The organism is Prevotella sp. lc2012, from assembly GCF_900107065.1.
GTDB lineage: Bacteria > Bacteroidota > Bacteroidia > Bacteroidales > Bacteroidaceae > Prevotella.
This window is the reverse complement of record NZ_FNUF01000001.1, coordinates 308,738-332,405: the sequence shown is the minus strand read 5'-3', so window position 1 is coordinate 332,405 and position 23,668 is coordinate 308,738. Positions and strand designations below refer to the sequence as shown.

At 43.5% G+C, this 23,668-nt stretch carries 19 protein-coding genes and 5 tRNA genes; 10 read left to right on the top strand and 14 right to left on the bottom strand.

What is annotated here, in order from left to right; genetic code table 11:
* Window positions 1–44 precede the first annotated feature (44 nt).
* From BLU99_RS01490 to BLU99_RS01475, 4 genes are all read right to left on the bottom strand, one after another.
* Window positions 45–132: transfer RNA gene (locus BLU99_RS01490), tRNA-Ser, on the bottom strand.
* A gap of 44 nt (window positions 133–176) precedes the next feature.
* Window positions 177–761 (bottom strand): IMPACT family protein, encoded by a 585-nt coding sequence (locus BLU99_RS01485; RefSeq protein WP_091899401.1) that lies wholly within the window; start codon window positions 759–761, stop codon window positions 177–179.
* 1 nt (window position 762) lies between these two features.
* Window positions 763–4,023, bottom strand: a complete 3,261-nt coding sequence (gene carB / locus BLU99_RS01480) for a carbamoyl-phosphate synthase (glutamine-hydrolyzing) large subunit (protein WP_091899400.1) — start codon at window positions 4,021–4,023, stop codon at window positions 763–765.
* A gap of 225 nt (window positions 4,024–4,248) precedes the next feature.
* Window positions 4,249–4,758 (bottom strand): hypothetical protein, encoded by a 510-nt coding sequence (locus BLU99_RS01475; protein ID WP_143065686.1) that lies wholly within the window; start codon window positions 4,756–4,758, stop codon window positions 4,249–4,251.
* Between the two features lie 208 nt (window positions 4,759–4,966).
* Here BLU99_RS01475 and BLU99_RS01470 point away from each other — a divergent pair, with 208 nt between their 5' ends.
* Complete coding sequence (locus tag BLU99_RS01470; protein ID WP_091899398.1) at window positions 4,967–7,390, top strand: ATP-dependent helicase; 2,424 nt, start codon at window positions 4,967–4,969, stop codon at window positions 7,388–7,390.
* Between the two features lie 28 nt (window positions 7,391–7,418).
* On the opposite strand, the gene BLU99_RS01465 is transcribed toward BLU99_RS01470, so the two are convergent.
* The 4 genes from BLU99_RS01465 to recQ all read right to left on the bottom strand — a co-directional run bounded on the left by BLU99_RS01465 (window position 7,419) and on the right by recQ (window position 11,822).
* Window positions 7,419–7,553 (bottom strand): dehydrogenase, encoded by a 135-nt coding sequence (locus tag BLU99_RS01465; protein WP_091899397.1) that lies wholly within the window; start codon window positions 7,551–7,553, stop codon window positions 7,419–7,421.
* Between the two features lie 6 nt (window positions 7,554–7,559).
* Complete coding sequence (locus BLU99_RS01460) at window positions 7,560–9,011, bottom strand: DUF4270 domain-containing protein (protein WP_091899396.1); 1,452 nt, start codon at window positions 9,009–9,011, stop codon at window positions 7,560–7,562.
* Between the two features lie 12 nt (window positions 9,012–9,023).
* Window positions 9,024–9,854: a glycogen/starch synthase gene (locus BLU99_RS01455; protein ID WP_091899395.1), complete on the bottom strand. Its 831-nt coding sequence runs from the start codon at window positions 9,852–9,854 to the stop codon at window positions 9,024–9,026.
* A gap of 147 nt (window positions 9,855–10,001) precedes the next feature.
* The gene (gene recQ / locus BLU99_RS01450) at window positions 10,002–11,822 is read right to left on the bottom strand and encodes a DNA helicase RecQ (protein ID WP_091899394.1); all 1,821 of its coding nucleotides are present in this window, start codon (window positions 11,820–11,822) and stop codon (window positions 10,002–10,004) included.
* 126 nt (window positions 11,823–11,948) lie between these two features.
* Here recQ and BLU99_RS01445 point away from each other — a divergent pair, with 126 nt between their 5' ends.
* From BLU99_RS01445 to BLU99_RS01410, 8 genes are all read left to right on the top strand, one after another.
* A complete protein-coding gene (locus tag BLU99_RS01445; protein WP_091899393.1) occupies window positions 11,949–12,407 on the top strand; it encodes a helix-turn-helix domain-containing protein in 459 nt (152 codons plus the stop codon).
* 15 nt (window positions 12,408–12,422) lie between these two features.
* Complete coding sequence (locus tag BLU99_RS01440) at window positions 12,423–14,372, top strand: dipeptidyl-peptidase 3 family protein (protein ID WP_091899392.1); 1,950 nt, start codon at window positions 12,423–12,425, stop codon at window positions 14,370–14,372.
* Between the two features lie 8 nt (window positions 14,373–14,380).
* Window positions 14,381–14,995: a DNA alkylation repair protein gene (locus BLU99_RS01435; RefSeq protein WP_369807684.1), complete on the top strand. Its 615-nt coding sequence runs from the start codon at window positions 14,381–14,383 to the stop codon at window positions 14,993–14,995.
* A gap of 59 nt (window positions 14,996–15,054) precedes the next feature.
* Entirely contained in the window at window positions 15,055–15,549 is a 495-nt protein-coding gene (locus tag BLU99_RS01430; RefSeq protein ID WP_091899390.1) for a Fur family transcriptional regulator, read from the top strand.
* Between the two features lie 5 nt (window positions 15,550–15,554).
* Complete coding sequence (locus tag BLU99_RS01425; protein ID WP_091899389.1) at window positions 15,555–16,826, top strand: adenylosuccinate synthase; 1,272 nt, start codon at window positions 15,555–15,557, stop codon at window positions 16,824–16,826.
* Window positions 16,826–18,190, top strand: a complete 1,365-nt coding sequence (hisS, locus tag BLU99_RS01420; protein WP_091899388.1) for a histidine--tRNA ligase — start codon at window positions 16,826–16,828, stop codon at window positions 18,188–18,190. The genes BLU99_RS01425 and hisS overlap by 1 nt, the downstream gene beginning before the upstream one ends.
* Window positions 18,191–18,339: 149 nt before the next feature.
* Window positions 18,340–18,897, top strand: coding sequence for an NADH peroxidase (locus BLU99_RS01415; protein ID WP_091899387.1), 558 nt, complete (start codon window positions 18,340–18,342; stop codon window positions 18,895–18,897).
* Window positions 18,898–18,937: 40 nt separating this feature from the next.
* On the top strand, window positions 18,938–20,275 hold the full coding sequence (locus BLU99_RS01410) for a right-handed parallel beta-helix repeat-containing protein (RefSeq protein WP_144006067.1): 1,338 nt from the start codon (window positions 18,938–18,940) through the stop codon (window positions 20,273–20,275).
* Here the strand turns inward: BLU99_RS01410 and BLU99_RS01405 are convergent.
* Entirely contained in the window at window positions 20,272–20,745 is a 474-nt protein-coding gene (locus tag BLU99_RS01405) for a cytidine deaminase (protein ID WP_091899385.1), read from the bottom strand. The genes BLU99_RS01410 and BLU99_RS01405 overlap by 4 nt on opposite strands.
* Window positions 20,746–20,820: 75 nt before the next feature.
* Here BLU99_RS01405 and BLU99_RS01400 point away from each other — a divergent pair, with 75 nt between their 5' ends.
* Entirely contained in the window at window positions 20,821–21,729 is a 909-nt protein-coding gene (locus BLU99_RS01400) for a glucosaminidase domain-containing protein (RefSeq protein WP_091899384.1), read from the top strand.
* Here the strand turns inward: BLU99_RS01400 and BLU99_RS01395 are convergent.
* The 5 genes from BLU99_RS01395 to BLU99_RS01375 form a co-directional block, all read right to left on the bottom strand.
* A tRNA-Gly gene (locus BLU99_RS01395) sits at window positions 21,730–21,800 on the bottom strand.
* A gap of 29 nt (window positions 21,801–21,829) precedes the next feature.
* Window positions 21,830–21,902, bottom strand: a tRNA-Thr gene (locus tag BLU99_RS01390).
* 14 nt (window positions 21,903–21,916) lie between these two features.
* A tRNA-Lys gene (locus BLU99_RS01385) sits at window positions 21,917–21,989 on the bottom strand.
* Between the two features lie 39 nt (window positions 21,990–22,028).
* Window positions 22,029–22,101, bottom strand: a tRNA-Lys gene (locus BLU99_RS01380).
* Window positions 22,102–22,179: 78 nt separating this feature from the next.
* The gene (locus tag BLU99_RS01375; RefSeq protein WP_091899383.1) at window positions 22,180–23,661 is read right to left on the bottom strand and encodes a DUF5687 family protein; all 1,482 of its coding nucleotides are present in this window, start codon (window positions 23,659–23,661) and stop codon (window positions 22,180–22,182) included.
* Window positions 23,662–23,668: the final 7 nt, after the last annotated feature.

Here is a 23,668-nt window from a genome sequence, read left to right as displayed (position 1 = left end):
AATATGGAAGAAGGGAACCGCACGGGTTCCCTTCTTTTTTTATGCGGAGAGTGAGGGATTCAAACCCCCGATACCCGAAAGGGGTATACCGGATTTCGAGTCCAGCGCGATCGATCACTCTGCCAACTCTCCAAATGCGAATGCAAAGGTACTACAAATATCTGAATCCACCAAAATTATTCGAAAGAAAGTTTATTCAGTCTATTTTGTAGTTGTTCTGCCTCACTTTTACGGATGCTAAGTCTAATTTCACAGGTATTATCATAGGTTTGCGAGATAATGCGTGGTTGCATCTCTTTAACGATACGCATTACTTCGTTCATTAATGGGTAGGCAAAAGAATATGTAATTACCTCTTCGACCAAACGGGTCACGATCTCAGAGTGGGCTATAGCGTCGGAGGCCGCCTCTCGATAGGCAACAATGAGCCCGCTTGTGCCAAGGTTTACACCGCCATAGTAACGTACTACTACAACAAGAATGTCAGTAAGTTCATGACTGTTAATCTGTCCTAGAATAGGCTTACCTGCAGTCGAAGAAGGTTCTCCATCATCGTTTGCGCGGAAATCTGTGCGTTCAGGACCAAGCATATATGCATAACACACATGACGGGCATCATAATACTTTTTTCGATATCCCGCCAGTATTTCCTTGATTTCATCGACAGTTGAAACATGATGAGCGAAGGCGAGAAACTTGCTACGCTTATCAGTGTAGTAGCCCTCGCCCTCGCTTTTGATCGTTTTATACTCGTCGAGCATATTAATTGTTATACTCCTGCCAAGATTTTATCTTTACATCCTCAAGGTTCATGGCTGTGAAAGCTTCGATGAAAGCTTTGGCCAAACGAACGTTGGTCATCAGGGGGATGTTGTGGTCAATAGCGCCACGACGAATCTTATAACCATTGGTCAGTTCGCGACTAGTATGGTTTTTGGGGACATTGATAACAAGACCAACCTTGTGCTGACTGATAAGATCCATCACGTTATTGTTGCCATCCTCGTCGGGCCATGCCACAGCTATGGCCTTCACACCATTGTCGTTAAAGAACTTAGCTGTTCCTGCAGTCGCATATATTGTATAACCTTTCTTGGCTAATTGCTGAGCTGGCTCAAGCAGGGAGACTTTTCCTTTTGCTCCACCAGAAGATATAAGAACAGCTTCCTTTGGAATACTATAACCTGTTGCAATCAAGCTATTTAAAAGAGCCTCGTTCAAGTCATCTCCTAAGCAGCCAACCTCACCTGTTGAACTCATATCAACACCTAATACCGGGTCTGCATTTTGAAGACGGGCGAAAGAGAACTGCGATGCTTTTACACCGATTCTATCGATATCGAACTCACTCTTATCTGGTTTCTGATAGGGTGCATCAAGCATGATTTTTGTGGCAGTCTCAATAAAGTTCCGTTTAAGAATCTTCGATACAAACGGGAACGAGCGAGAAGCGCGGAGATTACATTCGATAACCTTTACTTCGCGATTCTTCGCCAAGAACTGAATATTGAACGGGCCGCTGATGTTCAGTTCGGCAGCTATCTTACGTGCAATCTTCTTAATCTGTCGAATGGTTGAGAAGTAGATGTTTTGAGCAGGGAAGACCATTGTAGCATCTCCAGAGTGCACACCTGCATATTCAACATGTTCTGAGATGGCATATTCAATCACCTCACCTTTATCAGCAACAGCATCGAACTCTATCTCCTTAGTCTCTGTCATAAACTTAGAAACTACCACAGGGAACTCCTTTGAAACTTCCGTGGCCATGTTAAGGAATCGATGTAACTCTTCCTCGTCGTAACAAACGTTCATCGCAGCACCTGAGAGAACATAAGAAGGACGGACTAATACGGGATATCCTACTTTAGCCACAAAACCTTTTACGTCGTCGAAGGATGTTAGGGCCTGCCATGCAGGCTGGTCAATTCCCAATTTGTCGAGCATAGCCGAGAACTTATCACGATTCTCTGCACGATCGATATTTACAGGTGATGTTCCTAATACGGGTACACCCTGACGATGTAACTTCATGGCGAGGTTATTGGGTATTTGTCCACCAACAGAGACAATCACGCCACGAGGCGTTTCCAAATCGATGACATCAAGTACACGCTCCAATGACAGTTCGTCAAAATATAAACGGTCACACATGTCGTAGTCGGTTGAGACGGTCTCTGGGTTATAGTTGATCATTATTGACTTATAACCTAATTTACGGGCGGTATTGATGGCATTCACCGAGCACCAATCAAACTCAACGGAAGAACCGATGCGATAGGCTCCCGATCCAAGCACGACTACTGACTTTTCATGAGAATAATAGTTTATATCGTGTGCTGCAACATATTTTTCACCTTCGGGATTACCGAAAGCAGGGATATGCGTGTAGGTGAAATAGAGATAATTGGTCAGCTCTGGGTGCTCAGATGCAACAGTCGGTATACGCTTCACACTTGGTACAATACCACGTTGTTTACGATACTTACGTACCTCCAGATTCTCCTTCTCCATATTTGTTGCTTTTGATTTTAGAACAAAACGAGCAATCTGGAAATCGCTAAATCCACAGCGTTTTACCTCTAGCAACAACTCATCAGGCAACTCTTCAAGTTTATTATATTTCTGAAGTTCCTGTTTTAAATCTACGATATGTTTCAGGCGCTCCAGGAACCAGACGTCAATCTTTGTGAGCTCTTCAATACGTTCTATAGCATAACCTTCTTCAAGAGCCTGAGCGATAGCAAAGATACGAAGATCAGTTGGATTTGCCAACTCCTCCTCAAGTTTATCAAACTTCGTATGATCGTTGCCGACAAAGCCGTGCATGCCTTGTCCAATCATGCGGAGACCTTTCTGTATCATTTCCTCAAATGAACGTCCAATAGACATGATTTCACCGACAGATTTCATCGAAGAACCAATCTGACGACTTACACCGGCAAATTTAGTAAGGTCCCAACGCGGAATCTTGCAAATCATATAATCAAGACTCGGAGCAACGTAGGCACTTGAGGTCGTACCCATTTCACCAATCTGGTCAAGTGTATATCCGAGCGCTATCTTGGCAGCAACAAAGGCGAGGGGATAGCCTGTTGCCTTTGAAGCCAAAGCGGAAGAACGTGACAGACGAGCATTAATCTCAATGATACGGTAGTCGTTAGTCTCTGCATTGAATGCGAACTGAATATTACATTCACCAACAATACCAAGGTGTTTTACACACTTAATGGTAATTTCTTGTAACATCTTCACCTGCTCTTCTTTTAAAGAACATGTCGGCGCTACAACAATTGATTCGCCCGTGTGAATGCCTAAGGGATCAAAGTTCTCCATCGAGGCAACAGTGAAACAACGGTCGTTTGCATCACGAATACACTCGAACTCGATTTCTTTCCATCCCTTCAGTGATTCCTCAACCAAAATCTGGGGAGCGAAAGTGAAGGCCGACTCAGCCAGTTCAATAAACCTTTTCTCGTCGGGACAGATACCCGAACCAAGACCGCCGAGCGCGTAGGCAGAACGAATCATGATCGGAAAACCAATCTCGTGAGCTGCCTTCAAGGCATCTTCCATCGACTCTACAGCATGTGATACAGGTACTTTCAGATTAACTTCTGCCAGCTTTTTAACAAAAAGGTCGCGGTCCTCAGTATTCATGATGGCCTCGACGCTTGTACCTAAAACTTCAACTCCGTACTCCTTAAGTGTGCCATTTAAATAGAGTTCTGTACCACAGTTTAAGGCAGTCTGGCCTCCGAATGCCAATAGAATACCATCGGGACGTTCTTTTTTGATAATCTCAGTTACAAAATGGGTATTTACCGGTTGGAAGTATACCTTATCAGCAATACCTTCACTTGTTTGGATAGTAGCGATATTGGGGTTTACGAGCACAGACGAAATCCCCTCTTCGCGGAGTGCTTTCAGTGCCTGTGAACCGGAGTAGTCAAATTCTCCTGCTTGTCCGATTTTCAAGGCGCCTGAGCCGAGGACAAGTACCTTCTTCAGTTCTTTCTTCATATTATGTATTGGGTTGATTTGAGATTTCTTTTTTTAGTCGTTTGCAAAGGTACAAAGTTTTTGCGAAACCACCAAACATCAGACTGCCGTTATTTGTTAAAAACCATGGCCTTTTCATATTATCATAGCAGGCCGTATTCAAAGAGTATATTTATACAAATAGAACGGAGAACCTATGGAATTTAGGATCTCCGTTCTTATGAGATGAAAATACTATCTATACAGTTATTGATAATATGTGATAGTACGTGTGGTTACCATCTCCTGGCCCATCATGCTTGCCTTTCTGCTGATCCAGTTCCCATGGTCATCAAATTCATAGTCAGTATACGGAGATTCCATTTTCTGACCACCCATATCAATTGTTTCGGATGTAACAACACCATTTTCGTCGTAGTTAGATGTTGTCTTGATGTCCTGTCCCATCATGTTAATAGTCTGGCTCTTTACACGACCGTCTTCCCATGTGTACTTCACGTCTGTGGACTGTCCTTGCATGCTCATCGTGGCAGACTGAAGATAACCATTCTCATCATACACCACGTTGGAAATCTCAGAGGATTTCATTTGACCGTCTTCAGTGAACTCGATGGTGCGTGTCATACCCATCATACTTGTACTAATCGACTTGACGGGACCTTTTGCACCATTGGCCTCTACGTCATGGAACTTTGTTTGTGCCTGCATAGCGAAAGGAAGCGCCAGCATGGCAATCATCATCATTACTTTTTTCATTTTACTTGTTAGTTAGGGTTTATAATAATAAATGTTGATGGGGCAAAGTTAGTTTTTCTTTTTTAAATGACAAAATTATCTTATTATTTTTTTGTTTTATTAAACGTAAGCATGGAGACAGTAACTGTCTGTGTGCGTTTTTTATGAAAAAGGAATCTTATTTCAACAATTTTTGATTATCTTTGCACACTAAACATAGCATGACAACATGAACAACGACATACTAAAACAACTAAATGATAGTCAACGCGATGCCGTATTATATTGTGATGGAGCATCATTGGTAATAGCGGGGGCAGGCTCGGGTAAAACACGTGTTTTGACCTATAAGATTGCATGGCTTCTGGAGCAAGGAATGAAGCCTTGGAATATTCTGGCACTGACATTTACGAATAAAGCGGCAAGGGAGATGAAGGAACGAATAGGGCGACTAGTTGGAGAGGAACAGGCAAGATATTTGAACATGGGGACTTTCCATAGTGTCTTTGCCCGAATTCTAAGAGCAGAAGCAGAGCATATCGGTTATAATACGAACTTCACGATATATGACCAAGCAGATGCTCGTTCGTTGGTTAAGACGATAATAAAGGAGATGCAACTTGACGATAAAGTATACAAACCATCATCTGTGGCCGATAGAATATCTATGGCCAAGAATCATCTTCTTTTGCCACTTGCATATGCCGAGAGCACGTGGGCGAAAGACGATGCGACACAGAAACGTCCTCTGGTGAGTGCTATTTATAAAAGGTACGCGGAAAGGTGTCGTCAAGCAAATGCGATGGACTTTGATGATTTGCTCGTCCAAACATTCGTATTATTCAAGAATCATGAGAGTATTCGTAGGAAATACGTAGATAAATTTCATTTTGTGCTTGTCGACGAGTATCAAGATACTAATTTCACTCAACAGTCTATAGTCTATCAGTTGACCAAGGAACGCCAGAAAGTGTGTGTAGTTGGTGATGATGCGCAGAGCATCTATTCTTTCCGGGGTGCAAATATCAATAATATTCTGAATTTCCAAAGTCAGTATGATCATGCTAGACTCTTCAAACTGGAACAGAACTACCGTTCAACACAGTTGATTGTGCAGGCGGCAAATTCATTGATACGTCGTAATGAACAGCAAATACCGAAGAATGTTTTCTCGAAGAATGAACAAGGTGAACGACTCCAACTGAAACCTGCTTATTCTGACAAAGAAGAGGCTATGATAGTGACGCAGGATATCAAACGTATACGACGACAGGACCAATGCAACTGGAGCGATTTTGCCATACTGTACCGCACAAACTCGCAAAGTCGATCATTCGAAGAACAGATGCGTAAGGATAATATTCCATATCGTATATACGGAGGATTGAGTTTCTATCAGCGTAAGGAGATCAAGGACGTCATTGCTTATTTTCGTCTGGTTGCTAATCCTGATGATGAGGAAGCTTTCAAACGTATCATTAACTATCCGGCTCGTGGTATCGGTGATACGACAGTGGGCAAGATTGTTCAAACGGCTCAGAAATACGGTGTAAGTCTTTGGCAGGTAATTAAGGAACCTATTCTTTTCCCGATGGAAGTAAGTAAAAGTACCATGACAAAACTGACAACTTTCAAGAATCTGGTTGATGGTTGGATCGAAAAACTAAATGTAGAAGATGCCTATTGTCTCGGGCATGATATTATCATGCAGTCGGGTATAAGTAAGGATATCTATTCGGGACGTAATCCAGAGGATATGTCAAGACAAGAGAATCTCGAAGAGTTTTTGGGCGGTATGCAGGACTTTGTGGAGAGTCGACGCGAGGAAGATATGGGGGATCATGTCTATTTGCCAGATTTCTTACAGGAGGTGGCTCTGTTAACGGATCTTGATAGTGATAATGGCGAGACGAATGATAAAGTAACACTGATGACAATTCACTCGGCAAAGGGACTGGAATTTCCTACTGTGTTTATTGTCGGACTGGAGGAAAACGTTTTCCCTTCACCGATGTGCACAAATTCCATGCGTGAATTAGAGGAAGAACGTAGGTTACTCTATGTGGCAATCACGCGTGCCGAAAAACATTGTATTCTGACATGTGCACAGAACCGTTTCAGGTATGGACGGATAGAATACGACACTCCCTCGCGATTTATCCGTGATATTGATCCGGAGATGTTAGATGTGCAATCAGAAGTGGGTGGGGAAGAATCTATCTTTAATAATATACGTCCTTATAACCGCTATGACGGAGGGGCATACGGTACAGGAAACAGCTATGCAGGTAAGCATCGTGGCTTCGAGAGTGAGAGACCGGAATGGATGCAGAACCCTCGTCCTGTTGCCACACAGTTCCGGGCGGATCCAAAACCAAGAGCTGTGGCGCCAAGAAAACCAGAACGACCTGTTGATCCTTTTGGGCCGAACTTCAAACGTATTCATCAAGCGGTGGCACCCCGATCAATGACATCATATACTGGAACAAGTAACCTTCATGAGGGGTGCACAATAGAACATCAGCGTTTTGGTGTTGGAACAGTCATTAGCATAGAAGGGACTGGAGAAAACACAAAGGCAACTGTACAGTTCCGTAACACGGGAACCAAGAAATTGCTGTTAAAGTTCGCAAAGTTTAAGGTCATCGGATAGAAGTATCTAGTATGTAGACCAAAATAAATTAGAGCGCCTCATCATCGGGGCGCTCTAATTTATTCTTAGCATTCACCTTCGGAAGATGTTTCTTTTTCCGAAGCCATGCTTCTTTTCTTATTTCATAATCTTCATGGTGTTTCTCCAAATATCCGTCAGCCATCACATTCTACTTCTTAAATTTCGCATAAATGACATTAATCTGAATTGGAGAGTTGGGGCCACCTACCAACTGGGTGCTTGAAAGTCCCATATTGTTGCCTATAGCTGATACCGTATTATTTCCATAACTATCTTTTGTGGAAGTGGTGGAAATGGGGACTAATACAACTTTATTCCAGTCGGGGTGTTTTACCAACCAATTAGGGTCTTCATTCACACCTTTGATTCTAAGTTGTTGCATATGGGTGATGAGATTACCAATGTTTGAGAATGTGTATGCGTTGTTCGTAAGCGTAGCGGAATACGAACATATCTGGTCATATAACTTCTCTTGCTCAAAGAATGAATGTAGACTGTCTTTCTGAACCATCAGAATGGTCTTAGGTGTTTGTAACAGATAATCACTATCTTGGAATTTACTATTCTGACGCTGGAATGAAAGACTAGCAGACAGAAGCGAATCACCAACATGGCTTTGAGAAATATCTTCAACAGGCAGAGTTACTTCGGTAAAGATACCAGCCGGTGTCTTGAGGTATGTACAACTTTCGTCAGCTACAAGCCTGGCCAATGCCTTCTGATCATTAGTGATCTTGGTAGTCTGCAAGACCTCTGGTGTCGCTGACATATTCATAACGCCATAATAGACGGTGGTATCACCTTGGTAGTGGTAATAGACATTCATGCTTATCTCTGCCAGCTTCGCCATAACACCAAGTCCGTCATTCACCTCAAAGAAGAAACCAGGACAGACATTGTGGATAAAAGTATACGAATTTTTAAAATACTCCGGGTGCTCATAGAAATTCCGCATAATATGAGTACCATAGTTGTTATATGTTATCCCATTTTTGCCTGTATAACTATCATTCAAACAGATTCGAGCGCAGTCTGTATAGCCGGAAAGATTTCGAATACTATCCTTATATGTAAGATTCGCCATCGTGAACACATGACTTTTTATGACGTCGCTAGTTTTCACGTAGCCTTCGCTTTTAGGATCGAAGTTACTGTAATACCGCCTCATATCGCTCATGGGTTCATTTAGCTCATAGATGTCTAATTTTACCGGTGCGAGTGAATCTCCATAACTCTCCGACTTGTTAAAATAGAGTATTATTTCACATGAGTCGGCTGCAACACCATTCGCATAACTTCCAAGAATCTTACTCTTTTCAGGCATCCGATAATTCTCCAGCATATTAAACTGGGTCATAAACTCACTCTTCACGTATGCTCCAGTCTCAGGATCTTTGATCTTTCCGATATAACTGGTAGAACTATGCGCATATACTGAATCGGCAAATATGGATCTGGATATAGCGTGGAAGACTCCCGTCGACATGTCCAGTTGGTCTGTATGACCAGTTAACGAGGAGCCGATAGTTTCTGTGTCTTCATTACAAGAAATTATCGCCATTGCGGTAAATGCAATCGCTGTAAACAATCTTAGTTTCATGTGTTATAATGTTTAATCTTCTTCTACGGTCTGCTCCTCCTCAGGGAAGAGTTGCGCATAGAATTTCTCGTATTCATCTGCAAAATCTCTGTGGTAACCAAGTACAGGTATATTTCTACCTTTTGCGTAATCAAGCAATTTCTTGTTGACAACTTCATCTGCCTGAACGACACCATCACTATAATCAATAGCCAACTTCACTAATTCGTTGATATCAAAGTTGTCGTTATATCCCTTTAATAGTTCTGCCTTGGCTTCACGGAATTCAAGACATTTCTTGAAGTTTGTTCCAAGATCTTTTTCTAAGCTCTTGGAAAACAGAGAAGTGACAACCTTTGTCTTAGCGAAAGAAGGCTCGTCATGGTAGGCTGTCTTTACGTAAAGAGGTACGACAGCGCTCATCCATCCTTGGCAGTGTATGATATCTGGTACCCAACGCAGTTTTTTTACTGTCTCCAGTACACCACGAGCGAAAAAAATAGCTCGTTCACCATTATCAGGATAATCTTCTCCTTGTTCGTCTTTTTCCATCAGACGTTTTCCGAAATAATCGTCATTGTCTATGAAATAGACTTGAACCCTGGCGGATTGTATTGATGCCACTTTGATAATCAACGGGTGGTCTGTATCATTAATAATCAGGTTCATTCCTGATAGGCGGATAACTTCGTGCAACTGTCCGCGACGTTCATTGATCGTCCCCCATTTGGGCATAAATGTACGAATCTCATGATTGAGTTCTTGCATAGCCTGTGGCAGATCCTTGCCCATGAGCGACAATGAGTTGTCTGGAACATAAGGAGATATCTCCTGGTTGATGAATAGTATTTTTTTCTTTGCCATCTTGGATGATTTTACCTTGCAAAGATACAAAAAAAGTTGCACTAAAAAGACTTTCTGTGCATGTTTTTAGCAAAAAGTGACATTTTATGGCCTTTTTTTTGTTTCTTTTTCCCTTTTTCTTAAAATAATTGTAGTTTAGGTATGACTTTATACGAACCTGTTAATAAGTGCGACAAAGCGTGCTCCATACTTTTGCTTTTTATAATCTCCTATTCCGGAAACGTTGCCGAACTGCTCTAATGTGGTTGGCTTGATTGTAGCCAAAGTATGGAGGACCTTATCGCTAAAAACAATATACGGTGGAAAGCCTTCCTCATTAGCACATGTCATACGCAAGACACGCAAGGCTTCAAATAATTTTGCATCCTCGACTCCTGTTGTCGAAGGTAGACCAGGAATGGTGATAGTTGGTATCTCCAGTTTTAGTTTTGGTCTATTCTGTGATTCGTTTACATGATGGTCTACGACACAGAGTTGTACTGTCTTTCGTCCATATAGGACATCATCACCCATCTCTGTTATCTTAACTTTGTTCTTGTCATTATAAGCTATCTCAATATAGCCCATCTGCATCATCTGTAACAGATAATCTTGCCAATCATTTGTCGTTATTTCTCTTCCAACCCCAAAAGTCTTAAGGCGGTCAAATCCATGTCGGACAATAGTGGGCGAATGCATGCCTTTCAGGATCTCAATAACAGTTGCGATACGGATATTTTCCTCTGTACGTTTGATAGCACTCAGCGCCATCTGTACATAGCGCGTTCCGTCGAACCGTTGCGGTGGATTATCACAGACATCGCAGGCGCCACAATCATGGTCGGTCTGTTCGCCAAAATAATTGAGTAGAATCCGTCTACGACAGACGGTTGACTCTGCATATTCCCGCATCCGCCGGAGTTTGTCCATGTTAATATCTTGCTGTCCACTCTGTTTGGCGAATTCCGTCAGTTGGATGATATCAGCCAAGGAATAGAACAACACCGTATCGGCTGGTGCACCGTCTCTGCCTGCTCTTCCGATTTCCTGGTAAAAACTCTCAATACTCTTTGGCATATTGTAGTGAATCACCCATCTGACATTGCTTTTGTCAATCCCCATACCAAAGGCAATCGTCGCACAAACTACTGATAATCGGTCGTTCTTAAACAATTCTTGCGTCTGACTCCTTTCTGACGGAGAGAGTCCAGCGTGGTAGGGGGCAGCGTTAATGCCTTTTTTTCTTAAGTCGGCGGCAACTTTTTCCGTCGTTTTTCTACTAAGACAATAAATGATACCAGCATCTATTGGACGTGCTTTAATGAAGTTGAGGATAAAGTGCATCTTCTCTGCCGCTTTGTACCCACGTTTGACCGTGAGCGTAAGATTGGGACGATCAAAACTTGACACAAATTCATGGGCGTCTTTGAGTCGAAGCTGTTGTATAATGTCATGTCGTGTTATCTTATCTGCTGTTGCAGTTAGAGCCAGGACCGGCGTGTCGGGAAATTTATCCCGGAGTTGTCCCAGCTGTGCGTATTCCGGACGGAAATCATGTCCCCACTGACTGATACAATGTGCCTCGTCAATGGCGAAGAGTGAGATCTTGATATAACGGAGCAGTCTATCAATCTCTGACAACACCTTTTCTGGAGAGATATATAGAATCTTAATTTCACCAGCAGCGCATCGGCGACGGATTAAGGTGTCCGCAGTCAAATCGTTCACACTGTTCAATGCTTCTGCTTCAATCCCGTTCGCACGCAGGGCTTCCACCTGATCTTTCATTAAACTGATCAACGGCGAGATCACGATAGCTGTTCCAGTAAGAGCCAATGCAGGAATCTGGTAACAGAGGCTTTTTCCTCCACCTGTCGGCATTAGAACAAGGGCATCACCGCCTTGTATGACATGTTTGATGATCACCTCTTGGTTTTGTCTAAAAGAATCATAACCAAAATACCGTTTCAGGAGCTCATAGATGTCCATAAAATTGAAATTTTCTACAAAGATAGTCGTTTTTTTGAAAAAAAACGGAAAAAATAGTTGCTTATTTGTTTTTTTTGTGTATATTTGCGCAATAAATGATTCTTAATCATCATAACCGGTAGGAGTATGGGAAAGTATAACATTACTGAGAAGAAAGAAAAAGAGGCTGCCTATAGGAGTCTAGTCAGCCCCAAGATGATGGATGAGATGCAGGAGAAAATCCTGAACATCATCGTGATGCAGAAAAAGTACCGTGACAAGGACTATTCTGCAAAAAAACTTGCGGAAGACTTGGGTACAAACACTCGTTACATCTCTGCAGTTGTCAATGTTCGTTTCCATATGAATTACACATCGTTTGTGAACAAGTATCGTATTGACGAGGCCATGAGTATTCTTGTTGACAAACGCTATCAAGATCTTCGTATGGAGCAGGTGAGTGATATGGTTGGTTTTGCTAACCGCCAGTCTTTCTATGCATCGTTTTACCGGGTTGTTGGCATTACTCCCCGTGAATATCGCCTTCAGCATCTGAAGCAGCATCCTGCGATGAAGGCAAAACGGCCTCGCAAAACTAAAGCATAAGGAGGAGAGGATTTAGTGGATTTTGAATATCGTGATGAGCGGTTTGCGGATTTGCAACTGCTAAGATATCGTTTGAACGGGTTTGAGAAGTTAACGCTCCAGCAGAAGGAGTTAGTATATTATCTAGCCAAGGCGGCCCTGTCCGGACGAGATATAACATTTGATCAGTTTGGAAAATATAACCTCCGCATCAGAAAGATGTTGGAGGTTATCTATGTTGATAAAACAACTTCGCATGAATCTGAAGAATTCAAGGCGTTGGAAGTCTACTTGAAACGGATTTGGTTCTCAAGCGGAATTCATCATCATTATGGCTGTGAGAAATTTAAGCCTGGTTTTTCTCCAGAGTTTCTACGTGCTGCATTAGTGAAAGTTGATTCGAGAAAACTGCCTTTGAAAGAAGGGGAGACAGTTGCCAACCTGTGTGATGAGCTCTTTCCTGTTATTTTTGACGATTCAGTGTTGCCAAAACGAGTCAATAAGGCAGATGGCGAAGATTTACTATTAACATCGGCATGTCATTTTTATGATGGGGTTACTCAAGAAGAAGCAGAGCAGTTCTATGCTGATATGAAGATACAGCATGCTGATACTAATGCACCTATTTCTTATGGTCTTAATTCCACTTTGGTGAAAGAAAATGGCATATTGCAGGAACAGGTATGGTGCGCTAGTGGTAAATATGCCAATGCTATTCAGCATATCATATATTGGTTGGGGAAAGCACGGGATGTAGCAGAGAACAACCAACAGAAAAAGGTAATTTCTTTGCTTATAAAATACTATGAATCAGGAGATCTTAGCATATTCAATGAATATTGCATTGAATGGCTAAAAGAGCACGATTCCGTCGTTGATTTTATCAACGGTTTCATCGAGGTTTATGATGATCCGTTAGGTCTGAAAGGCTCTTGGGAAGGATTGGTGGAATATATTGACGAAGAAGCCACGCAGCGTACACAGACTATCAGTCGCCATGCACAGTGGTTTGAAGACCATTCTCCTGTTGACCCGCGTTTTCGTAAGCCGGTAGTTAAGGGCGTTTCTGCCAACGTGATATGCGCAGCAATGTTGGGAGGCGACGAATATCCTTCTACGGCCATTGGCATCAATCTGCCAAATGCCGATTGGATCAGGGCCGAATATGGAAGCAAAAGCATTACGATCAGTAATATAACGGAGGCTTACAACAAGGCATCGCGCGGTAACGGTTTTAAAGAGGAGTTTGTTATCGATAAAGATACTCTCCAGTTGATTGATAAGTATGGTGACATCTGCGATGATTTGCATACTGATCTGCACGAATGCCTTGGTCATGGAAGTGGACAGTTGCTTGCCGGGGTTGACCCAGATGCGCTGAAGGCCTATGGGAACACCATTGAGGAAGCACGCGCTGATCTCTTTGGACTTTATTATATTGCCGATAAAAAACTCATCGAGTTGGGACTTCTTCCTGATAGTGAGGCCTATAAGTCACAGTATTACACTTACATGATGAACGGCTTAATGACCCAACTCATCCGTATTAACCCAGGAAACCATATTGAGGAAGCGCATATGCGTAATCGAGCGCTCATTGCTCATTGGTGTCTCGAAAATGGGCATGCGGTCAAGTTGGTCAAACATAAAGGTAAAACATACGTTGAAATCACAGATTATGAAGAGTTACGTGCCCTTATCGCTCGTTTGTTAGCAGAGGTTCAACGTATCAAGAGCGAAGGAGATTATGAGGCGGCCCGACAGTTGGTTGAAAAATATGCTGTAAAGGTCGATCCTATACTCCATGAGGAAGTGTTGGAAAGATATAAACGCCTGGATTTAGCTCCATATAAAGGTTTCATTAATCCGATGATGCTTCCCGTATATGACAACAACGGTTGTATTACTGATATCCAACTGAATTATGGAGAGAGCTATGCACATCAGATGCTACGCTATAGCTCGGAATATGGGACTCTAATCTGATAATTGTAATGGATGTTAATAATCAGGTAAAAGAAATCAAGCAATCATTCCGCCAAATGATGGACGGGATGGTCTCTAAATCTATGCGCGGCAAGGGGGTGACATATAAACTCAATTGGGGGGCGACGATACCTAGACTGAAAGAGATGGCAGACGGGCTGGGGAAGAATTACGACTTGGCGATTGCTTTATGGAAGGAGAATGTCCGTGAGTGTAAGATTCTGGCTACGATGGTGATGCCAGCAGAACAGATGCTGCCAGAGGTGGTAGACATTTGGATGGAACAGACCGACACCCAGGAAATTGCAGAGCAAGCGGCCTTTAATCTGTATCAGTATCTGCCTTGTGCACCTGAAAAAGCATATACTTGGATGGCATCAGGCAAGGAACTCTTTCAATTATGTGGCTTCCACATTTTATCTCGTCTATTTATGAATGGGCAAGAACCAAATGAGCGCGGTATCAATGAGTTTATCGACCAGGCTTTGGCAGCTTTGCAAGGCGATAGTATTCCCGTAAAAAAAGCCGCATGGTCGTGTCTTCAAAGATTCGCAAGTTTAGGACTGGTCTACGAACGACTAACAAAAAGCGCACTTAAAACAATCAATTTAGATTTTTTATAAATTAACTCTCTTTTATCTGATTAAAAAGTAGTACCTTTGTGCGGTTTTCGAGAATTCAGATGAAAGAAAGTGTGTTGACGGCGGTGGAGCGTATTCTGGATAACTATCTTGAGATGAATAATCATCGCAAGACACCTGAGCGTTACACCATACTGAAAGCCATATACAGCATGAATGGACATTTCACACTGGAAGAGTTGAATGAGAAACTTTCGTCGGAATTGAACTTCCCAGTAAGTAGGGCTACACTTTACAATACATTGAATTTATTCTTGGAACTGCGTCTGGTCATCCGGCACCGTTTCCAGGGAACCACAAAGTATGAGGCATGCTATGATAATAATAGTCACTGTCATCAAATATGTACCATGTGTGGAAAAGTAACAGAGGTAAAGTCGCCTGAGATCATCCAGGCTGTCGATAATATGCATCTGCGCCGTTTCAGAAAAGACGGCTTCACTCTTTATGTGTATGGTGTATGCAGTACTTGTCAGTCGAAAATCACCAGACGAAAGAAACTGGAGAAGGTGAAAAGAGTTAAAACAGAACAATAATAGTTATGAACAAAGGAAAAGTTGATGTCCTGCTCGGGTTGCAGTGGGGCGACGAAGGAAAAGGTAAAGTGGTCGACGTGCTGACCCCGAAGTACGATGTGGTTGCCCGTTTTCAGGGCGGTCCTAACGCTGGTCATACGTTGGAATTTGAGGGACAGAAATATGTACTGCGCTCCATCCCGTCAGGAATCTTTCAGGGAGGAAAGGTGAATATCATCGGTAATGGTGTTGTACTGGCTCCGGATCTCTTTATGGAAGAGGCCAAGGCGCTTGAGGCTAGCGGTCACAATCTGCATGCCCGTCTGCATATCTCCAAGAAGGCTCACTTGATCATGCCAACGCATCGTGTCCTTGATGCGGCCTATGAGGCACAGAAAGGCAAGGATAAGGTGGGTACAACAGGAAAAGGTATTGGTCCGACTTATACCGACAAGATTTCTCGTAACGGCCTGCGTGTAGGTGATATCATTGAGAATTTTGAAGAGAAATATGCTAAGGCTAAGGCACGTCATGAAGCTATTCTGAAATCGCTGAACTTCGAGTATGATATCACGGAGGTCGAAAAGAAATGGCTCGAAGGTGTCGAGTATCTTCGTCAGTTCCCCATCGTCGACTCAGAACACGAGATCAACAATATCCTGAAAAGTGGCAAGAGTGTGCTGTGCGAGGGTGCACAAGGAACGATGCTCGACGTCGATTTCGGCAGCTATCCTTTTGTTACTTCTTCGAATACAATCTGTGCAGGTGCATGTACCGGTCTAGGTATTGGTCCTAATAAGATCGGTGATGTCTATGGTATCATGAAAGCTTATTGCACACGAGTAGGTGCAGGACCATTCCCTACAGAATTATTCGATGAGACGGGGAAAAAGATTCGTGACCTTGGTCATGAGTATGGAGCCGTGACTGGCCGTGAGCGCCGTTGCGGCTGGATAGACCTCGTTGCTCTGAAATACTCTATCATGGTAAATGGTGTGACACAGTTGATCATGATGAAGAGTGACGTGCTCGACGGTTTTGACACCATCAAGGCCTGTGTGGCATATAAGCAGAATGGCGTTGAAATCGATTATTTCCCCTACAATATAGAGGAAGGCATCGAACCTGTATACAAGGAACTCCCCGGATGGAAGACAGATATGACGAAGTTTACTTCTGAGGATCAGTTCCCGAAAGAGTTCAGCGATTATATCTCTTTCTTGGAGAAAGAGTTAGAGACGCCGATTAAAATTATTTCTATAGGCCCTGATCGCGACCAGACAATCGTTAGAAAATAATGGCACAGAAACCGAGTATACCCAAAGGAACGCGCGACTTCTCTCCAATGGAGATGGCAAAGCGCAACTATATCTTCGACACCATCAAACAGGTGTATCAACTCTATGGCTTTCAGCAGATAGAGACACCGGCCATGGAAACATTGCAAACACTGATGGGAAAGTACGGAGAAGAAGGAGACAAACTGCTTTTCAAAGTGCTGAATTCTGGCGATTTTCTCAGCAAGGTTACCAACGAAGAACTGCAAGAACGTAACAGTCTACATTTGGCAGCCAAGCTATGTGAGAAAGGTCTCCGCTATGACCTGACCGTTCCTTTTGCACGTTATGTGGTGATGCATCGAGAAGAGTTGCAACTGCCGTTCAAACGTTATCAGATGCAGCCCGTATGGCGTGCGGATCGCCCCCAGAAGGGACGTTATCGTGAGTTCTGGCAGTTTGATGGCGACATTGTCGGTTCCGACTCATTGTTAAACGAGGTGGAACTGATGCAGATTGTAGACACGGTGTTCTCACGTTTTGGTGTCCGGGTACAGATCAAGATTAATAACCGAAAGATTCTGACCGGTATTGCCGAAGTCATTGGCGCTGCTGATAAAATTGTGGATATCACCGTTGCTATCGATAAACTCGATAAAATCGGGCTTGATAATGTAAATGCCGAACTTCGCGAAGACGGACTTAACGAGGAACAGATCAGTAAACTTCAGCCTATCATCTCATTAGAAGGGACGAACGAGGAGAAGTTGAATGTGATTGCTGAAGTTTTGGCGTCTAGTGAGACGGGACTAAAGGGAGTAGAAGAGACTCGTTTCATTCTTGACACCCTGAAAACACTTGGGTTGAAGAATGAGATTCAACTTGATCTCACGTTAGCTCGTGGCCTTAACTATTATACAGGTGCTATCTTCGAGGTAAAGGCCCTGGATGTTCAGATTGGTTCAATCACAGGTGGAGGTCGTTACGATAACCTTACTGGTATCTTTGGCATGCCGGGCATTTCTGGCGTAGGCATCAGTTTTGGTGTCGATCGTATCTTCGACGTGCTCAATGCTCTTGACTGCTATCCTAAGGATGCCACTGACGGCACGCAATTGCTCTTCATCAATTTCGGTGAGAAAGAAACGGCCTATTGTCTGCCCATTGTAGCAAAAGCTCGTGAGGCGGGTATCCGCACAGAGATTTTCCCCGATTCAACGAAGATGAAGAAACAGATGTCGTATGCTAATGCCAAACAAATTCCGTTTGTTGCCCTCGCAGGTGAGAACGAGATGGCTGAAGGCAAATTCACTTTAAAGAATATGTCGACCGGTGAACAACAACTCCTTTCTGGTGAGGAAATTATAAAACTCGTAAAAGATTAAGGCAAGATGTTGAAACGTTAGACAGAGTATAAATTGAAACGAAATCCCACAAAAAACTTGTGGGATTTGTTTTTTCTACGTATATTTGCAAACGAAGCTGTTTTGACCATATAGAAATACAATTAATAAACTAAAAAACAAATACGATTATGAAAAAGAAGTTTATTTGCGCCGTTTGTGGATATATCTATGAAGGCGACGCTGCTCCTGAGAAGTGCCCAATCTGTAAAGCGCCTGCTTCTAAGTTCTCCGAACTCAAGGAAGATGCAGAGATGACATATGCGACTGTTCATAAAATAGGTGATGGTAAGCCAGAGGGCGTTAGTCAGGAAATGATCGATGATCTGCGTAACCATTTCAACGGTGAATGCAGTGAGGTCGGAATGTATCTGGCCATGGCTCGTCAGGCCGATCGCGAGGGGTATCCTGAGATTGCAGAGGCTTTCAAGCGTTACGCCTTCGAAGAGGCAGATCATGCAAGTCGTTTTGCCGAACTACTCGGAGAATGTGTATGGGACACCAAGACTAATCTGGAGAAGCGTGCTGCAGCAGAGGCTGGTGCATGTGAAGACAAGTTCCGTATTGCCAAAAACGCGAAGGCCGCTGGTTTTGACGCTATCCACGACACTGTTCATGAGATGGCAAAAGACGAGGCTCGTCATGGTGCCGGTTTCGCAGGTCTGTTGAAACGTTATTTCAAGGCATAAAAGTACAATAAATCGACAGATAATCCGTTTTGTCAATACGATGAAACGGATTTTTTGTTTTCTTGTAGTTACTTTACTACTTTTGGCATGTGCGGATGATGACTCGTTCAGCACCGATTCATCCTTACACCTTCGTTTCTCGACAGACACATTACATCTCGATACAGTCTTTAGTCGTACGCCTTCATCGACTTATTCGTTCTGGGTATATAACCCTCATAACGATGGAGTCCGCATAGAAAGCGTCCGTTTGAGGCGTGGAAATCAGTCAGGTTATCGAGTGAATGTGGATGGTATCTATCTTGACAACTCCAATGGTTCTCAGACACAAGATGTGGAGATACGTCGTAAGGATAGTGTGCTGGTGTTTGTCGAATTGACGGCACCGGAGACAACTCAACGTAAACCAGTATTAATCGAGGACGAACTATTATTTCTCTTGGAGAGTGGGGTGGAGCAGAAAGTATGCCTACAGGCATGGGCTTGGGATGCCATCAAGCTCTACTCTCCTGTAATCACAACCGATTCAGTTATAGAATCCGATCGCCCTGTGGTTGTATATGGTGATCTTCGTGTGGAAACTGGCGCCAGATTAACCGTCAGAAATACGACATTATTCTTTCATGATGGATCTGGTATAGATGTTTATGGGCAGATAAAGGCAGAAAACTGCGTATTCAGGGGTGATCGACTTGATCGTATGTTTCCATATCTGCCATACGATCGTGTTAGTGGTCAGTGGAATGGCATACACTTACATGCTTCATCAACAGAAAACCATCTGCGATGTACGGAAATACGAAATCCAACCTATGGCATCATTTGCGATCCTGCCACCATTGATACGTCGCTCTATCGCTTGGAGATGAAGGATTGTATCATACACAACTGTCAGGCAAGTGGCTTATCAACAACCAACGCGCATGTCAGTCTGGATCACTGTCAGATTACAAACACTGGCGGAGATTGTATATCGGTGATCGGTGGATTGGTTGATATCAGCAACTGTACTCTGGCACAGTTCTACCCGTTTTCTGCTAGTCGTGGTGCTGCACTTCGCTTTTCCAACCATCAGGGAGATACAGATTATCCTCTCATACACCTTTCCTGCCAAGGCTCAATCCTGACCGGTTATGAGGATGATGTGATGATTGGCGAGCATGGAAGTGATGAAGCCATCTTGAACTATCTATTCCAGGATTGTCTGCTCCGATCGCCGGTAATAGACGATTCCTTACATTTTAGAAAGATTATCTGGGAGAACCCTCATGATGAAATTGAAGGGAAGAAACATTTCCGGGTGATTGACGAGGAGAATCTGTATTACGATTTCCACCTCGACTCACTTTCAACGGCAAGTGGACTTGGTTGCTATTAGAATTCCGAAAAAGTAAGCGGCATGAGCTTTTCTATGCCATCAATAACATAGATACACTTTTTGCCGTATAGCAGAATACGAATGGGATGCTTGGCCCGTGTCTCTGCCTCGATGATCACCTGGCGACAACTTCCGCATGGAGCAATGGGCTCATATTGCAACTCTCCGTCAGTCCCCTTGGCAGCGATAGCCAATATCTCGACCGGCGTATCAGGGTACTGGGCACCAGCGGAGAATAAGGCTGTTCGCTCGGCACAGAGTCCCGATGGATAGGCGACATTTTCCTGATTACAGCCAACCACTTCCACACCGTTCGCTAATCTGACAGCTGCTCCGACACAAAAACGAGAATAGGGGGCATAACTGCGATTAGTAGCTTCAATGGCAAGTTCTACGAGATGCTGTTCCTCTGTGGTTAGTTCTTCCAAGTGGCATGCCATGATTACGGATTTTAGTTCTATTGATTCCATCGCTGCTGATATTTTTCTGCAAATATACGAATAATTCGAGAGAAATCATTACTTTTGCAACAATAAAATACGGACATGAGAAAGATATTTATCATGATAGCGATGGTACTGTCGTTGGGCGCACAAGCTCAGATACGATGGAATCAGGCATATCAGCAGTATATAGATCAATATAAAGATATTGCGATTGAGCAGATGCGGCAATGGCATATTCCGGCATCTATCACCCTCGCGCAAGGTCTTTTGGAGAGCGGAGCCGGTAAAAGTGAGTTGGCCCGCAAAGGAAACAATCACTTTGGTATCAAGTGCAAGGGGTGGACTGGTCGTACCACCTATCATGATGACGATGAGCGGAATGAATGTTTCCGGGCATATAACTCAGCTTATGAGTCGTACACCGATCATTCGCGTTTCTTAGCAGGCAGTGCCCGGTATCGCTCGCTGTTCTCTTTGGGGACCACCGACTACAAGGGGTGGGCAAAAGGGCTGAAGGCCGCCGGTTATGCTACCAATCCGCAGTATGCACAGAAACTGATTGAGATTATCCAGTTGTATAAGCTCTACCAGTATGATACGGCGAAAGACTACGATCGCTTTATGAGTGACCGTGCCAAGGAACCACACGTAGGTGGAATGGATCTGCATCCTATTAAGATTTTCAATAAGAACTACTACCTTATTGCACGACGGGGCGATACTTTCAAGTCTATAGGCGAGGAGGTCGGTATCAGCTATCGGAAGATTGCCGGCTATAATGAGCGCCATCGGAAAGATCGTCTCGAGGAGGGAGAGGTCATCTGGTTAAAGAAGAAACAAAAGAAAGCCCCGAAGGAATATAAAGGACGTATCCACGAAGTACGTGAGGGCGAATCGATGTATTCCATCGCACAAGCGTATGGTATCCGTTTAAAGAGTCTGTATAAGATGAATCATCTGTCGCCAGAACATCAAATCAGGGTAGGCGAAAGATTGAGAGTAAGATAGAGCGGAATACGGGAATCGAACCCGCCTCCCAGGCTTGGGAAGCCCGTGCACTACCGATGTGCTAATTCCGCATAAAGTAAGTTTCCTGATTCTATTTCTGAGCCGATACCCGGACTCGAACCGGGGACCTACGCATTACGAATGCGTTGCTCTACCAACTGAGCCATATCGGCAACCTTTTGTCTAGTACGCCTGCAGGGGGTCGAACCCTGGACACCCTGATTAAGAGTCAGGTGCTCTACCAACTGAGCTACAAGCGCATGTTTTTCAAAAAGAAAGGAGGTCGTTCCCTCCTTTTGTACACCCGCAGGGGCTCGAACCCTGGACACCCTGATTAAGAGTCAGGTGCTCTACCAACTGAGCTACGGGTGCATCGTTTGTTTTGCGGGTGCAAAGGTACGCACTTTTTTTGATACTACCAAACTTTTTCGTAATTTTCTTTCTGAAAAATTATTGTCTAGTTGCATGAAAGCCTTCTAAGTTCTCGTATCTACGCGCCATCATACGTTTATAGATGTTTCTTATCCATATGGGATGGGTCAGGATAAATCCTAATCCCAGAACGATCATGAACACGTAAGTCCAAGTCATGCCGATTAACAACCCACCCACAGCTGCAATGACACCAGGGCAAAGCAGGGCTGCCGTTTCTATAACAAGCTGGATACCGTTTTCGATATTACCTTTACTAGTCAGCTTGGTCTGAAGAGGTAATGTTTGTTTGTTATATACAGCCAATTGGAAGATGATAAAATGAACCAGACCGGCCGTGGTGAACATATATGCCAACAGCATAAGCAAGGTGTATTTCCCAGAGAATAGAGCCGGCATCATAATCAGGAAGGGAATGCCCAGCACCGCACTATAAAACCAGTATTTGGCCTCCAGCAAAGTGATGATATTCTCCTTGTGTGTCATCAGTAGGTCTATATAGTTACCTTCCTGTCCCATGATCTTAACGAGAGTTATTGCGCTGTAAATAGCAAAACAATACATACACCAGTAGTTTCGTGATACCGTATCGTTGTATAAACCCGTGTATGTGATAAGAAAACTGAATACGGTCACAACTGCGAGACTTGAGATACAACGACTTTTCATCGTTTTATTCCGCATATTTGACTTCATCTCAATCTTCAGATACTCACCCACAAGACCGAATCGGTTGAGATACGAGAACTGGGATACGTGTTTTAGGGCCTTCTCACTCTTCTTGGAGATCTCTTCATAGACATATTTGAATTGGAAATGCCTGTTTATTGCGAATAAGAGGATGAGGAGTATCAAGATAACGGGAATGACATACCATTCTCCTGCCAGTTCTGTATACGTATCAAGCAGTGATCTGAAGGAATTGCCTTTTCGACTAAACAGAAGAGGTGCGAAAGGAATGGCATATAACAGTACAACACTCAAGAACCAATATACCTTACGGTTGATAAGGGTGCGGAAGAACAGATATATCTGACTGTTTAAAATAATGAGCAGGATTGAGGCGATAAACTCGAGCAAGATTGCCCCGAAGCCTGCTCCCGCAAAGAACAGAATGACGGAGTAGGGGATGAACATCGCCAGCCATAGGAAATTATAGCCGCTAACATGCGATGATACCAAGAAACACTCGATAGCCGTATATCGTGAGATGGGTTGTAGGATATAGGGCTTCACCATCATACTGGGTGTTGTCTGGAAGATGAGTCGCAGATAGAAATCTACGGCAAGGATGATCGGCATGTACGAAATCATTCTGCCAGCTTCGCCTTTGGCTTCCATGGCAATAATAGAACCGATCATGATTAAATAGAGCACAAATACTGCGCATCCGAAATAGGTCAGAACCTTGGCCCATTTGTTCTGCTCAAAAATAGGACTACGCTTGTAACTGATATTTATATTCTTCCGGAGCAACCGGTATAGTTGGAATCTGTTCATTATCTAA